This is a genomic window from Exiguobacterium sp. Leaf196 (assembly GCF_001423965.1).
Classification (GTDB): Bacteria; Bacillota; Bacilli; order Exiguobacteriales; family Exiguobacteriaceae; genus Exiguobacterium_A.
In genome coordinates, this window is sequence record NZ_LMPV01000006.1 from 572,606 (window position 1) to 586,177 (window position 13,572).

At 46.3% G+C, this 13,572-nt stretch carries 15 protein-coding genes; 5 read left to right on the top strand and 10 right to left on the bottom strand.

Annotated elements, in window-relative coordinates; genetic code table 11:
* Positions 1 to 18 precede the first annotated feature (18 nt).
* From ytpR to ASG02_RS09045, 3 genes are read right to left on the bottom strand one after another with little or no spacing between them, the layout of a single operon-like run.
* Entirely contained in the window at positions 19 to 627 is a 609-nt protein-coding gene (ytpR, locus tag ASG02_RS09035; protein ID WP_056062715.1) for a YtpR family tRNA-binding protein, read from the bottom strand.
* 53 nt (positions 628 to 680) lie between these two features.
* Positions 681 to 1,478 carry a DUF1444 domain-containing protein gene (locus ASG02_RS09040; protein ID WP_056062718.1) on the bottom strand — a complete coding sequence of 266 codons (798 nt, stop codon included), beginning with the start codon at positions 1,476 to 1,478 and terminating at the stop codon, positions 681 to 683.
* A 53-nt stretch (positions 1,479 to 1,531) separates the two neighbouring features.
* A complete protein-coding gene (locus ASG02_RS09045; RefSeq protein WP_035406177.1) occupies positions 1,532 to 1,840 on the bottom strand; it encodes a thioredoxin family protein in 309 nt (102 codons plus the stop codon).
* 126 nt (positions 1,841 to 1,966) lie between these two features.
* Here ASG02_RS09045 and ASG02_RS09050 point away from each other — a divergent pair, with 126 nt between their 5' ends.
* The gene (locus tag ASG02_RS09050; RefSeq protein ID WP_056062721.1) at positions 1,967 to 2,257 is read left to right on the top strand and encodes a hypothetical protein; all 291 of its coding nucleotides are present in this window, start codon (positions 1,967 to 1,969) and stop codon (positions 2,255 to 2,257) included.
* Between the two features lie 88 nt (positions 2,258 to 2,345).
* Here ASG02_RS09050 and ASG02_RS09055 read toward each other — a convergent pair whose 3' ends face one another.
* Both ASG02_RS09055 and ASG02_RS09060 read right to left on the bottom strand, forming a co-directional pair.
* Positions 2,346 to 3,359: a PTS transporter subunit IIC gene (locus tag ASG02_RS09055; protein ID WP_056062724.1), complete on the bottom strand. Its 1,014-nt coding sequence runs from the start codon at positions 3,357 to 3,359 to the stop codon at positions 2,346 to 2,348.
* Positions 3,360 to 3,538: 179 nt separating this feature from the next.
* Entirely contained in the window at positions 3,539 to 4,609 is a 1,071-nt protein-coding gene (locus ASG02_RS09060; RefSeq protein WP_056062727.1) for a M42 family metallopeptidase, read from the bottom strand.
* Between the two features lie 119 nt (positions 4,610 to 4,728).
* Between ASG02_RS09060 and ASG02_RS09065 the strand changes: the two genes are divergently transcribed.
* Together ASG02_RS09065 and ASG02_RS09070 are read left to right on the top strand one after the other, a co-directional pair.
* Complete coding sequence (locus ASG02_RS09065; protein ID WP_012371126.1) at positions 4,729 to 5,031, top strand: PepSY domain-containing protein; 303 nt, start codon at positions 4,729 to 4,731, stop codon at positions 5,029 to 5,031.
* 69 nt (positions 5,032 to 5,100) lie between these two features.
* Complete coding sequence (locus ASG02_RS09070) at positions 5,101 to 5,457, top strand: DUF1304 domain-containing protein (RefSeq protein WP_035406166.1); 357 nt, start codon at positions 5,101 to 5,103, stop codon at positions 5,455 to 5,457.
* Between the two features lie 38 nt (positions 5,458 to 5,495).
* On the opposite strand, the gene ASG02_RS09075 is transcribed toward ASG02_RS09070, so the two are convergent.
* Both ASG02_RS09075 and trmB read right to left on the bottom strand, forming a co-directional pair.
* A complete protein-coding gene (locus ASG02_RS09075) occupies positions 5,496 to 6,011 on the bottom strand; it encodes a hypothetical protein (RefSeq protein WP_035406163.1) in 516 nt (171 codons plus the stop codon).
* A gap of 116 nt (positions 6,012 to 6,127) precedes the next feature.
* Positions 6,128 to 6,769 (bottom strand): tRNA (guanosine(46)-N7)-methyltransferase TrmB, encoded by a 642-nt coding sequence (gene trmB, locus ASG02_RS09080; RefSeq protein WP_035406161.1) that lies wholly within the window; start codon positions 6,767 to 6,769, stop codon positions 6,128 to 6,130.
* A gap of 441 nt (positions 6,770 to 7,210) precedes the next feature.
* On the opposite strand from trmB, the gene alsS reads away from it, so the two are divergent.
* Both alsS and budA read left to right on the top strand, forming a co-directional pair.
* Positions 7,211 to 8,902, top strand: coding sequence for an acetolactate synthase AlsS (alsS, locus tag ASG02_RS09085; protein ID WP_056062730.1), 1,692 nt, complete (start codon positions 7,211 to 7,213; stop codon positions 8,900 to 8,902).
* Positions 8,903 to 8,913: 11 nt separating this feature from the next.
* Complete coding sequence (gene budA / locus ASG02_RS09090) at positions 8,914 to 9,627, top strand: acetolactate decarboxylase (RefSeq protein ID WP_035406157.1); 714 nt, start codon at positions 8,914 to 8,916, stop codon at positions 9,625 to 9,627.
* A gap of 40 nt (positions 9,628 to 9,667) precedes the next feature.
* Here budA and ASG02_RS09095 read toward each other — a convergent pair whose 3' ends face one another.
* The 3 genes from ASG02_RS09095 to ASG02_RS09105 all read right to left on the bottom strand — a co-directional run bounded on the left by ASG02_RS09095 (position 9,668) and on the right by ASG02_RS09105 (position 13,571).
* The gene (locus ASG02_RS09095; RefSeq protein WP_056062733.1) at positions 9,668 to 10,468 is read right to left on the bottom strand and encodes a phosphotransferase family protein; all 801 of its coding nucleotides are present in this window, start codon (positions 10,466 to 10,468) and stop codon (positions 9,668 to 9,670) included.
* A 51-nt stretch (positions 10,469 to 10,519) separates the two neighbouring features.
* A complete protein-coding gene (gene pulA / locus ASG02_RS09100) occupies positions 10,520 to 12,634 on the bottom strand; it encodes a type I pullulanase (protein ID WP_235514018.1) in 2,115 nt (704 codons plus the stop codon).
* A gap of 61 nt (positions 12,635 to 12,695) precedes the next feature.
* Entirely contained in the window at positions 12,696 to 13,571 is an 876-nt protein-coding gene (locus ASG02_RS09105) for a hypothetical protein (RefSeq protein WP_235514019.1), read from the bottom strand.
* Between the last annotated feature and the right edge of the window lies 1 nt (position 13,572).

The window sequence follows — 13,572 nt, forward strand, 5'->3', positions numbered from 1 at the left end:
GTTAAAAAATCGGTCGAATCATCGACCGATTGAGAATGCTTCCCCTACTGCTGATGTATCATCAAGTACAAGAATCCCTTTTTCTTGTGGCGCATTGGCAAGTCCGAGCTCACGCGCTGAACAGAGCATACCACTTGACGGTACGCCACGTAATGCTGAAGGACGAATGATTAACCCAGACGGCATGACCGCACCCGGTTTAGCGACGACGACCTTTTGACCCGCCGCTACATTCGGCGCTCCACAAACGATTTGTAAAGTTCCGTTATCCACCTCTACCTGACAGACCGATAATTTGTCAGCATCCGGATGCTTCTCACAAGAAGCAACAAACCCGACAACGAATTTCGGAGAATAGTCAACTTGTTCGAGTGACAATTCGATATCTCGGTTTGCAAGTTCGTTTTGGATGCGTGCTGCCAATTCTTCCGTCAATTCAACCGGTCCTTGTGACTCGATCGTAAATGTATTCGACGCCTCAAACAAGTTGTAACCAACAATACGATCACCATGCTTGATTGTTGCTACGTCTCCTTCACGAGTCGCCGTCACTTCCGCACGTGGTGCGTCTTCTAAAATGATCATTAAGACGTCACCGACGCCCTCTTTATTATAAAACACATTCATTCAATCCATGACTCCCTTCCGTCTTTCTCACAATGCCTATTGTATCAGATTCTTTACTCTTTCGGCTGCTTGTTTTTCGCAAGGACGAAGACCGGCTCAAGATTGCCATCTTCATATAAGAATGGCAATGCCGTAACAGGTACACGACCGTTCGAGAAGAAATCAAACATGAGTTGTTGTAAGACATCATATCCAGCGTCATTGCGGATATCGGCAAAAATCAAGACATCCTGGTGTGGAATACCAACAGCGAATTCCCCTTCGATTCGCGCCGCGTAATCAGCTAACAATGTCTTGTTCAAGACACGACTCGCCTCATATCCGTCTCCAAGACTCAAGAAATAAAAGATGTTCCCCGCTACTTCATCTTGTTTAAATGGCGCATCGAGCGATTTCAGGTTAAAACGTGCAGCTTCCGACAGCTGTTCAGCCGTCCATTCTGCAGATGCCAATAACTCCTCGTCAATCAAACGATATGTCGCCCCTAAATCAAGTGCGTACATGATTTTCGTCTCACCAGTATGTGGTGTGCTGACAAGCGTTTTTCCTTCTTTTGTCGTATCAGCAAACGATTTAGCCCGAATGACAGGGAATATTTTCTGTTCTTGTCCAACGAGTGAAATTTGATCCGTTTGTCCGAGTACAGCACGGATGTATTCGATCGTCTCTTCGACTGCGATGACACCTCTTCGTTTTGCTTTTGCGACGAGCGGGTTCAATCCGACATCAACGCCTGATTTATCATGCTTCCGCTCAATTCGTAACACGGACTTTTCACGATCGAAATACGTTGTATAACCTTCTTCTTCGAATGTTTGTGTCATCATTCTTCGGATTTGTTGTAGTTCCACTTGATTTCATCCTTTCTATCATGAAAAAAAGCGAGTCAGCGCTCGCTTTTTTCTTAAACCGTTTCTAAAAATGCTGTCACTTGTTCTGGTGTCTTCCGCTCTTTGCCGACATAACGCCCTGTTTCTTCACCATCTCGGAACGCGACAAAGCTTGGAATTCCGAAGATGTCCATTTCCTGGGCAATTTCAATGTGATCGTCGCGATCGACATAGTAAAATTCGAACGCGTCAAACGTCTGCTCGATTTCCGGCATGAACGGATCTAAAAAGCGACAATCCGGGCACCAGTTTGCTGAGAATAAAAAGACGGCCTTGCCTTGTTTTGCTGTATCGAATTCTTGTTTGGATTGTAATGTTTTCATGATGGTTTCCTCCTTTAATTTCCCTAGAAGTCATTGCCCTCATCATAGCATATTCAAATGTGACTGTGCGTTTTTGTGCTCGGTTTGCTATACTGCAACTAGAAAACACCTTGAAAGGACTTCACTATGGCAGATCAACCAATCAAACATCCGTTCGAACGCTTCGTCGGCTTCATCGGCATGACGAGTTGTTTACGTTACGGCTATTCCTTCATTGATTCCGAACGGAGCTTACCCGAAATCTTTTTATATTTAGTTGTCGGTTTCGCGGTCATCATTCTACTCGAAGCACTCGGAAAACGACTTGCTCGGAAATTACCTGTCGTGCGCATGCGTTACTTGATACCCCTCTATCTCGTTTATCTTTACATCTTCTTCACGAGTTTTTATTCGAGTTCATTCGGATTCTCTTTATGAAATGAAAAAAAGCTGATTCAAAAGGTATGTCCTTGTTTATCCACCATTCGGTCAAACAGACACATTCTTTAGAATCAGCTTTTTGTACTTAATATTCGATTTTCAAGTCACCATCTTGAATCCGACCGAGTCGAAGTAATAACCGATAGATGAGATAACTGATGATGCCAGGCGCAATAAAACATAATACGATGACGGCTACATAGTATTCCATTTCAAACCCCATCGTCTTCAACAACATCAATGGACCAACAAAACCACTCGTCCCCATGCCTGAGCCTTCTGGGTTGCTCTCAAGCATCAACAGAACAGTCGCGAATGGCGCTAGGATAGCACCTGCGATCGTAGGCGGAATGAGAATCCAAGGATTGCGGATGATGTTTCCGACTTGGAGCATCGATGTGCCGATACTTTGTGCGATGACGCCCCCGATTCCGTTATCACGATAACTGATGACACCAAAACCAATCATTTGAGCGGCACAGCCGATCGTCGCAGCACCCGCAGCAAGTCCATCCAATCCAAGCATGATTCCAAGTGCGGCACTTGAAATTGGCGCTGTCAATGCAAGTCCCATCACAGTAGCAATGAAGATACCCATGAACAACGGTTCGCGTTCCGTCCCCCAGCGAATTATTTCACCCAGATCGGTCATGCCTTTTCCAATCCATTTCCCGGCATAACGTCCAGCAACGAATCCAACTAGCAACGTGACGAACGGCGTCAACAGAATATCGAGTCGCGTCATTTTTGACACGAGTTTTCCGATTTCTGTTGCAAGTAGCGTCGCAATGTAACTACCTGCCGGTCCGCCAGCTTCATATCCAAATGCTCCAACCGCAACTGCTGCAAATAAGATGAGTGGCGGTGCTTCAAGCGAAAACGCTACGGCGACACCGATCGCTGGTCCCGTCAGAGCAATCGCCTGCTCGCCTAATTGAATAAGAAACCTTGCTTCGATACCACGATCTACCAACCCTTCTCCGATTGTTTGAACAATCAAGCCCATGATCAGCGAACTGAATAAACCAAGCGCCATATAACTTAATACAGTGATGAAATATACTTTAGGGCTAAGTGAAATTCCCTTTTGCTTGAACATCTTGTCACGTCCTTTACTCAACATCGCGTATCATTATACCAAATCCACTTTCGATTCGACTAGGCTGTTTTTCCAGCTGACAAGACAATCAACATCATTATGTTCTCACTACAATAAAATAGACGACGGATTATAAGTCCGCCGTCTATTTCATGAGGATGGTCCTCCCCGTTCGTTATTTACTTGACTTGCAATGTTGCAAGCGTCGTCGTATCAAGATTCGTGACGAGTTTTCGTAGCAATTCCTTCGCCGCATCATAATCATCTGTATGCATGATCGATGCGTGCGTATGGATATAACGTGCCGGTAAACCAACGACTGTTGTTGGAATACCATTGTTCGAGCGATGGATGACACCGCCGTCCGTTCCACCTGCACCGACGTAGTATTGATACGGAATCTTGTTCGATTCTGCCGTATCAAGGACATAATCCGTCATCTCTTTCGAAAGAATCATGACGCTGTCTTTAATACGGAGTAATGGTCCTTGTCCGAGTTGACCAAATTCCGTTTTGTCTCCTGACGCATCATTGGCAGGAGACGCATCGACGACGAACGCCACATCAGGATCGATAAGCGTCGTCGCTGTTTGGGCACCGCGCAATCCGACTTCTTCTTGAACCGTTGCACCAGAGAACAAAATGTTCGGATGATCCGCTGCTGTCGTCTCCTCCAACAATTCGATTGCCATTCCGACACCATAGCGGTTATCCCATGCTTTCGCCATGATTTTCTTCGGATTCGCCATCGGTGTGAACGGGAAAAATGGTACTGCCGGAATACCCGGACGTACACCAAACGATTCCGCTTCTTCTTTTGAATCCGCACCGATATCGATGAACATGTCTTTGATTGCCATTGGCTTATTGCGTACTTCTTCTGTTAATAAGTGTGGTGGAATCGACGCGATGACACCAGGGATGATACCGTTGTCTGTACAGATCGAGAACCGTTGGGCAAGCAATACTTGACTCCACCAACCACCGAGCGGTTGGATCCGTAACATCCCATTCTTCGTGATTTGCGTCACCATGAATGCCACTTCGTCCATGTGTCCGGCAACCATGACTTTCGGTCCTGTCGCATCCCCTGTTCGCTTCCCGAAAATCGAACCCAGTCCATCTGTAACGATCTCATCCGTGACAGGTGTAATGCGTTCGCGAACGAACTGACGAACATCGTGTTCAAACCCTGGTGCCCCATTTAATTCCGTCAGTGTTCGAAATAACTCTCTCGTTTTTTCATTCATATGTATCGCCTCCTGTTACCCATTATACAAAAAATTGCTTCAATCACTTAACCTTTTGTTTCTCTCTGAACGAATTATTTGGTACAGTAGGAATAGAACCTGTAAGGAGGGGAATTTTAATGAAAAAACGCTATTGGATTATCGGATTGGCAGCAGCTGTCGTCGCCGCTTTCGCAGTGAAGAAGGCCGTTGACAATAAACAACTTTCTGCCGAAGAAGCGCTCGAAATCACGAAACGCACATTTTCAGCAAAAGGACGTGTCCAAGGTGCATGGATCTCTGCAACACCGGAGGCTTACGCATATGAGTCACGTGACTACCAAAGTTATAAAGGTGGCATCTCGGTCCTTGAAGGTGATGACGAAAAAACGTATCAATTCACAGTCGATGCCGAAACTGGCGCATTACTCGAATACGCTTAATCAGAAGACCGTGCTTCAATCGATGAAGTACGGTCTTTTTTTCACGTTCCTATAAAGGAGGTATGATTCATGTCCATTCTTGCTACTATCTTCGTTTTACTTGTTTCCTTAGAGCACTTTTATATCATGGCTCTTGAAATGTTCTTTTTATCCTCTAAGGCGGCACGACGTACATTCGGACTGACGGATGAAGCGGTCGCATCTAAGCAAATCCAGACGCTTTTTGCCAATCAAGGTCTCTACAATGGATTTTTAGCTGCTGGTCTTCTGTTTGGTCTGATCCGTGAAGATATTGCTGTCCAACTGTTCTTTTTAGCTTGTGTGATCATCGCCGCACTCTATGGCGCCTTGACGGCTAATCGTTCCATTTTACTTAAACAAGGATTACCCGCCATACTCGCTTTCATCTTTGTGTTGTTAGCATAAAAAAAAGCCTCTACCCAAACGGGTAGAGGTTTTTTTGATTAGCGCGGGTTATCGTTGCGCTCATAAATCGGATTCATGTATTCCGAAGTAGAGTACAAACGTGGTACGACGATGTATAAGACGATCGCTGGTACAGCGATGATCAACAACATCAAGAGTACCGGTAACCAGTAAACGACTTTTTGATGAAGATTATCCGAGTTGCTGTCGATGTATTCTTTTACGCCATCAACTTTTGCAGCGTCGGCATTCGTCAACAATTTACCGCTATCGGCATTGAAGAAGTGAATTTCACGTTTGATTGTGATGAAGATGCCGTCACGAACTGTCTTGATGACAGCGATTCCGCCAATGACTTCTTCTCCTTTTCCGTTCGTGAACGTCTTCGGATCCTCGATTTTGACCGAACCTTTTTTATAATCGTAATGCGTCGTTGGTAATTCCTCATTTAATGCTTTTGTCATTTCTGAGGTATCAACCGCAGCAAGTACCGATTGACCGATACTTAACGCGAGAAAGAGCGCCGTTACGAAGGCTAAGCTTTTCTGCCACATCCCCAAATTCCCCCTTTACCTATAAGTACAAGTTCTTCAGTCAACAACATTGTACCAATTAATAAGAAAAAAGTGTGAAAGAAATACCAGGAAAATAAGAAAACTTTTTGTCTAAATTAATTTTGGTATGTTGCTTCCATCCGATAAATTGGTTGACCCATTGAAGAAAAGCGCTCTTCATACTCTGTCCGGACGTTATCCTCCGGTTCATTCGCATGTAGATCAAGCGACATCCAGTCAAAACGCATACCGTATGCCGACATCGTCATCAGACTCGATTCAAACAACTTTCGATTGTCAGTCTTGAAATGGATTTGTCCTTTCGCAGGTAAGATGTCTTCATACGTTGAGAGGAACGTTTTATACGTCAAACGACGTTTCGCATGGCGTGTCTTCGGCCAAGGATCCGAGAAGTTCAAATAAACGCGCGCTACTTCACCTTTTTCGAAGTAATCACGTAAATCTTTCGCATCGACCGTCAAGACGCGAACATTTGCTTGTGGAGCCTCTACTAATTTTTGAACGATCGTCACTGCTACGCTCTCAAAAAGTTCAATCGCGATGAAGTTGATCTCCGGATGTTGGTTTGCCATCCCTGTAATGAAGGCTCCTTTTCCTGACCCCACTTCGATGTAGATCGGATTATCATTTTTAAACTCTGTCGCCCAGTTTCCTTTCAGGGATGCTGGTTCTGCTATATAGATCGAGGATTGTTCCTTCATATAATCCTGTGCCCATGGTTTATGTCGTAAACGCACTATCGTTCATCCTTTCCAAACTTAAATTATCCGCAGATAAGTTTATCATGATTCGGGTAATTATATAAGAACTTCTTCAATCCCGATTGAAGAATGTTCAGCAGTTCGTCACTTGAGAAACAGTGAGCAATCTACTACACTAAAGGTACGTAAGAACTAAAAAGGAGGGCTATACCATGGAAGACTTCTTGATTGCTTGGGGCTCCCCCATCGTTCTCGTCATGGGCATCTGTGCCTTATTCGTCTGGGCGACTTTCGGAAAAGTCGACGTTGAATAAGCGCAATCTCTGTACCTTGTGTAATCGTACACAAGGTACTTTTTTTATTCTCTAAACGAATTTAGGTTGGATTTACCATGAAACAGATGTATACTTTTTTCGAAACAGATTATTTATTACAGCTATCGAACACCAAAAAACGTTGGTAAAAAGGAGAATTGTAATGAACGAAAATAAAAACAGTGATTCAAAAGAACTAGTACAGAAGAAAACAGGTGCAGACTTAGTCGTCGATTCACTCATCGAACAGGGTGTAGATTACATTTTTGGTATTCCTGGCGCCAAAATTGATTCCGTCTTCAATGTGTTACAGGATCGGGGACCTGAACTCATCGTTGCACGTCACGAACAAAATGCTGCATTCATGGCTCAAGCCATTGGTCGCTTGACAGACAAACCAGGCGTTGTACTTGTAACATCTGGCCCAGGCGCATCAAACTTAGCGACAGGTCTTGTGACAGCAAACTCTGAAGGTGACCCAGTTGTCGCAATCGCCGGAGCCGTTACACGAGCAGACCGCTTAAAACGAACACATCAGTCCATGGACAATCAGGCACTCTTTACACCGATTACGAACTTCAGTGCAGAAGTGCAAGATGCCGATAATATTCCAGAAGTACTGTCCAATGCTTTCCGAACAGCGGAAACGACATCTGGGGCTGCTTTCGTTAGTATCCCGCAAGACGTCGGATTGAGCGAAGCGAACGTCACGGCATTCCGTGCGGTTGAAGCACCGAAGCTCGGTGTTGCACCAGAAGCTTGGGTTGAAGAAACAGCTCGTTTGATCCAAGATGCGAAGCTACCTGTCTTGTTGCTCGGTATGCGTGCGAGTCAGCCGGACGTCGTACATGCGATTCGTTCCCTGCTCAAACACGTCTCGATTCCTGTCGTCCAGACGTTCCAAGCGGCCGGCACATTATCACGTGAGCTTGAATCGAATTTCTATGGACGCGTCGGACTATTCCGTAACCAACCGGGAGATGCACTGCTCGCAGAAGCGGATCTCGTCCTCTCGATTGGCTATGACCCAATTGGCTATGATCCGAAATTCTGGAACCAACCGACGCACGACCGGACGCTTGTCCATATTGATCAAATGCGTGCTGAAATTGACCACTTCTATCGCCCAGACCGCGAGCTTGTCGGTGATATGGCGAAAACGGTCGATGCAATCGCCGAGCGCCTGCAACCACTCACATTACCTGAAAGTTCAGCTCAATTCCTTGAAGGATTACATCAACGTCTTGTCGATCGCGATGTTCCTCCTGTCGCGGATTCTCCGTTGACGCACCCACTCTATTTCATGAAGACGTTACGTGAAAAAATTGCGGATGATGTCACGGTCACAGTCGACGTTGGTTCTCACTATATTTGGATGGCACGTCATTTCCGTTCGTACGAACCACGTCACCTTCTCTTTAGTAATGGGATGCAAACGCTTGGTGTCGCGCTTCCTTGGGCAATCGCAGCAACACTCGTACGTCCTGGTAAGAAGGCCGTCTCGATTTCAGGTGATGGTGGATTCCTCTTCTCGGCGATGGAACTTGAGACAGCTGTTCGTTTGAACTCACCACTCGTCCACTTCGTATGGCGTGATAGCGGATTCGACATGGTCGCGTTCCAACAAGAGATGAAATACAAACGGAAATCCGGTACGTCATTTGGTGACGTCGATCTCGTCAAATATGCTGAGAGTTTCGGAGCAAAAGGATTACGCGTCAATCATCCATCTGAACTAGCCGCAATCATGGATGAAGCACTCGCGACAGAAGGACCAGTCATCGTCGATGTTCCGATTGATTATCGCGACAACATCGCGCTCGGAGAACAAGTTCATCTCGATCAATTGAACTGAGGAGGATTCACATGACACACGATAAAACGCTCGTCCAGATTTCAACGATGATGGCACTGCTCGACGGAGTATTCGAGAGTGAAGTCACATACGCGTCCGTTCTTGATCAACGGAATTTTGGTATTGGAACGTTCGACCACTTGGATGGTGAGATGATTGGTTTTGATGGTCAGTTCTACCAGCTCCGTTCAGACGGTAGCGCTCGGCCACTTCAGCCTGAGACGACGACGCCGTTTGCGACATTGACCCGTTTCGTGCCAGAGCAAACGCTCTCCGTGACAGAAGAGATGTCAAAATCGGAATTCGAACACTGGTTGAATGAACAACTACCGACGATCAATAGTTTTTATGCCGTTCGAATTGATGGAACGTTCACAGAGGTGCAGACACGTACCGTCGCACGTCAAGAGAAACCGTTCGTTCCAATCACGGAAGCTGTCGCCTCTCAAAGCGCGCGTACTTTCGAACAAACGGAAGGAACACTCGCCGGTTACTACACACCACGGTTCGGTCACGGTATCGCCGTCGCTGGATATCATCTTCATTTCATCGATGCTGAACGCGCGGGCGGAGGCCATGTCTTTGACTACACGGTCAAGAACGTCACCGTCACATTCGAAGAAAAACCGCAGCTTGATTTACGTTTACCAACGACTGAAGCGTATCGGTCGGCGGATCTTGAAAGTCATGATATTGAAAAAGAGATTAAAATCGCAGAAGGTTAATCAAAAAAGCGTGTCGTTCCTTTTCGGAATGACACGCTTTTTAGTCGTTCGAGTATTCAAGTAACTGTTCTAGAAAATGATAGCTGTCCTCGACATCCGGATGACGCATATCTTCATACCAATACAAGGATAATACAGCTTGCGCTACGACATACCAATGCATTCGTTGTTTCAGATCATTCGTCAACGGATGACCATAATGCTCAAACCATTCAGGCCAAGCCGCTTCATCGACATAACTGTATAACATCATCCCGAGGTCATACGCACGGTCGGCAATGATCGCATCATCCCAGTCGTTCAGGTAGAGTTGACCGTCCGCTCCCGTCAACCAATTATTATGATTTAGATCTGAATGACAGACGACTTGTTCATCCGTTCTTACTTGCTCCAGATTTCGTTCGAGATAATCCATCGCAAGTTCTACCAGTTCTGGATTCTCTAAGTCTTCTGGTTGAAAATATAAGTGACATTGGCGCAATAACTCATCAGGCTCGATCGGACGTTGGTCAAGCTGTTGTAGCATGAACAGCAATTCCTTCGAATCATGGATTTTCCCAAGCAAACGCGCCACTTCCGGACGTTCCATCATTTCCGGCTCCAACTCGTCGCCTTCAATGAATTGTTGCGCACTGATGACATCCCCGCTATAGATTCGTTTCGTCCATAATAATTTCGGGACGATTCCGTCCGCGGATAAAATCGCCAAGAACGGCGATGAATTTCGTTTTAAGAACAATTTTGATTGTCCGGTTGAAGCGATGTACGCTTCTCCTGTGATTCCACCTGCTGGCGTAAGGGTCCAGCCTTCGCCAAGCGCATCTAAAATATCTATTTCCATTATAATCCGCTCAACTTTTTTAGTAGATTTGCCTAAGGCACAATGCTTATCTTAACACGTCGCAATCGTCGTTGACAACGGAAGGACTTGAATCCTATCGACACCTTTCAGAAGCGGGTCGACCGAGGCATCATCCCCTTGGACATGTACATTCCAGCGCGAGTGATCGAGTGAGACTTCCACGATTTCGTGCGTCGTATTGTAGACAACGAGCGTGCGTTGCCACGCATCGTACGAATGGATCGCTTCGACTTCGTAGGCGATGACACCCGGACGTAAGTTGATGAAACGAAGCAGTTCTCGAACCTGATTCGACCGGTGTAGACGGAATCCGCCATGCATTCTGCGAATTTGTAAAATCGTCTTGATATACGTAACGAGTGAGAGATGATCATCCCGGCGTTCCCAGTCCATTCGGTTGATTTCGTCCGATGCATTATAACTGTTTTCGACACCTTGTTTCGTACGCAAGAACTCTTGACCCGCATGCAGAAACGGAATGCCTTGCGCAAGCAAAGCGATCGTTTGAGCTAATCGACTCATCCGTAATAACTGAAGTTCGTCCGCTTCCGGACAGGAGATCTTCAATTTGTCGTACAGCGTATGGTTATCGTGCGCCTCGACATAGTTGATCGAATACGTCGGTTCCGGAAAACGTCCATACGTTTGGTTATCGATATGAACACTACCCGCAATCCCGTTTCGGACCTCTCCTTCTTTCCATCCGTCTCCGGCAACAAATCCTCGATCGTATGCACTGAACGTCGATCCTTTCAAGGCATCACGGAACACGTCATTAAAATGAGCGATTCGCGGCATTTGCGCAGCCGAGGCGCTCATCGCTTTGAATCGTTCCGGCAATGCCGTCGCAAGATCCCAGCCCTCTCCATACACAAGAATCGTAGGATCAATCGCATCGAGTGCTGCACGTACTTCATTCATCGTCTCAATGTCATGAATGCCCATTAAATCAAATCGAAACGCATCAATGCGGTAGACACGAGCAAAGTACGTCAAGCAATCAACGATGAGTCGACGCATCATGAATCGCTCGGATGCGGTATCGTTTCCAACACCCGTTCCGTTTGAGAGCGTGCCGTCTACTTCGTAACGGAAATAATAACCCGGAACGAGCTGTTCAAGAGAGGAACGCTCCCGAACAAAAACGTGGTTCATGACGACATCGAACGTAACACGAATCCCTGCTTCATGGAGTCGCTCCACCATATCCGCGTATTCTCGGACGCGAACGAGCGGTGCGACCGAACTCGCGTAGCTCCCAGCTAATCCGAACCAAAGCATCGGATCGTATCCCCAGTTATATGGCGACCTTGTTCGTTCATCGGTCGTTTCGAAGAAGTGGACCGGTAACAGCTGCAGATGCGTAATCCCGAGATCAAGAAGATAATCAAGACCTGTCGCATGTCCACGAGAAGAAACTGTTCCACGTTCCGCCACCCCTGCATATTGTCCCGGATGACTTGAACCAGCGGAACGATCAATCGTAAAATCGCGAATATTTGCTTCATAGATGACAGCGTCCGACGGTTTGACGAACAGAGGACGCGCGACTCGCTTTGGAAACCACTCGGAAATCGTCTGTTCAACGTCGGCGATGACACCGTAACGACCGTTCTCCGATATCGCATGAGCGTATGGATCGACGACTTCATGTGTGCCAACGTACGTCGTCACTTCATAGCGGTACCATCGTTCTGCTGATTCTTGCCCAAGTCGAAGGTGATAGGTACCTTGCTCTTGTCGCTCCATCTTGTGTCTTCCGAGTACCTGTTCATCTTGATCGTATACGATACACACGATTTGCTCTGCGACAGGCGACCAGACAGCAAAATGATACGTATCGTCTTCTTCCCAGACACCGAGCTTCTCTTCGTAACGGTACTTTCGCTCGAACGCTTCCGTCCGAACTAATCGATCAGGAACGACACGGATTGACCTGCCTGCTCCGAACACCTCATAGCGGCATTCTAACTCGACTGGTTCAAGAACCGTTAACTCATAAATCACGAACTGTTCCTCTCGATGCATTTCGGTCTGTTGAATTTCAAGCGGTTTCCCATCACATTCAAGCGACCAGTGGATTGACGGATTGCCTTCGACCTCGACTCGGATGCTTCGAAACGATGAGAACTCTGCCCGGATCACCGGTATTACCACCTCTTGGTTCGTCATGTCTTTCGCAACGACAATGCCGTCGCTTCCTCCCCTACTCTTGAATTCCTGACTGCCCTTCACTTAGAATTGCCATTTGAAACGGGATCGATACGGTCTCTTTTAGGATTTTTTCACACACCCGCATCTGAAACGCTTTTGTATGCGGCGCACTTGCATTCATTCGTTGCAGCCAGTTTGGAAACTCGACTTTATTGACGTAAGTCGTCGTCGTCTCTTTTGGAATCTGATCAAAATAACCTGAAGGTGCTAAAATGACTCGTTCGATCGGCAAGACATAATCTCGCCCAAGTACGACTCGTAGAATATCTTCCGTCCGCTTTAAACCGATGTTCGGATTCAAAATTTGTTTTGTGGATGCCTTGAACGGTTGTTCCCGCCACAACTTATCTCGCCGGATATGATAGATACTTTCGTCACCGTCAAGCCATTCCATGATATAAATCGCGGATGGACCGACGACGAACGGACTCAATTCGACTTCCCCGACTTGATATTGAATGACGGCGCGATAAAACATTGCATACTGTTCATTCAAGAGGTGTAACATCTGATAAAAGTCTAAATGACGTTTTAACGGAATCCGCCAAATGTCCTCTTCGCCCGCTCCACCAGTGACGTTTAATAATTTTTGTAACTCGAGACGTTTTTTGTACCATTTATCAAACGCTCTTCGAGATAATTGTTTACCCGGAAGTTGAATGACTTCGCTTTTTTTCATCACTTGCCACCACTTCTTCGGACGGATGAGCGTTTCCCCGGGAAATAATTCTCCAGCCTCCCATCTACGATAGACATGAGCGTAATCAAGCGCCTGATGTTCACCGAACCGTTTTGTCATCTCAAGCGGATTTTTTTCAAATCGACTATCTAAGTCATATAGTTTCATCAAGATTGCGATGGGGATCACC

What these genes read in the sequence shown, in the direction of transcription:
- ytpR (WP_056062715.1), bottom strand. Translation starts at nt 627, where the DNA reads ATGAATGTGTTTTATAATAAAGAGGGCGTCGGTGACGTCTTAATGATC.
- ASG02_RS09045 (WP_035406177.1), bottom strand. Translation starts at nt 1,840, where the DNA reads ATGAAAACATTACAATCCAAACAAGAATTCGATACAGCAAAACAAGGC.
- ASG02_RS09050 (WP_056062721.1), top strand. Translation starts at nt 1,967, where the DNA reads ATGGCAGATCAACCAATCAAACATCCGTTCGAACGCTTCGTCGGCTTC.
- ASG02_RS09055 (WP_056062724.1), bottom strand. Translation starts at nt 3,359, where the DNA reads ATGTTCAAGCAAAAGGGAATTTCACTTAGCCCTAAAGTATATTTCATC.
- ASG02_RS09060 (WP_056062727.1), bottom strand. Translation starts at nt 4,609, where the DNA reads ATGAATGAAAAAACGAGAGAGTTATTTCGAACACTGACGGAATTAAAT.
- ASG02_RS09065 (WP_012371126.1), top strand. Translation starts at nt 4,729, where the DNA reads ATGAAAAAACGCTATTGGATTATCGGATTGGCAGCAGCTGTCGTCGCC.
- ASG02_RS09070 (WP_035406166.1), top strand. Translation starts at nt 5,101, where the DNA reads ATGTCCATTCTTGCTACTATCTTCGTTTTACTTGTTTCCTTAGAGCAC.
- ASG02_RS09075 (WP_035406163.1), bottom strand. Translation starts at nt 6,011, where the DNA reads ATGTGGCAGAAAAGCTTAGCCTTCGTAACGGCGCTCTTTCTCGCGTTA.
- alsS (WP_056062730.1), top strand. Translation starts at nt 7,211, where the DNA reads ATGAACGAAAATAAAAACAGTGATTCAAAAGAACTAGTACAGAAGAAA.
- budA (WP_035406157.1), top strand. Translation starts at nt 8,914, where the DNA reads ATGACACACGATAAAACGCTCGTCCAGATTTCAACGATGATGGCACTG.
- ASG02_RS09095 (WP_056062733.1), bottom strand. Translation starts at nt 10,468, where the DNA reads ATGGAAATAGATATTTTAGATGCGCTTGGCGAAGGCTGGACCCTTACG.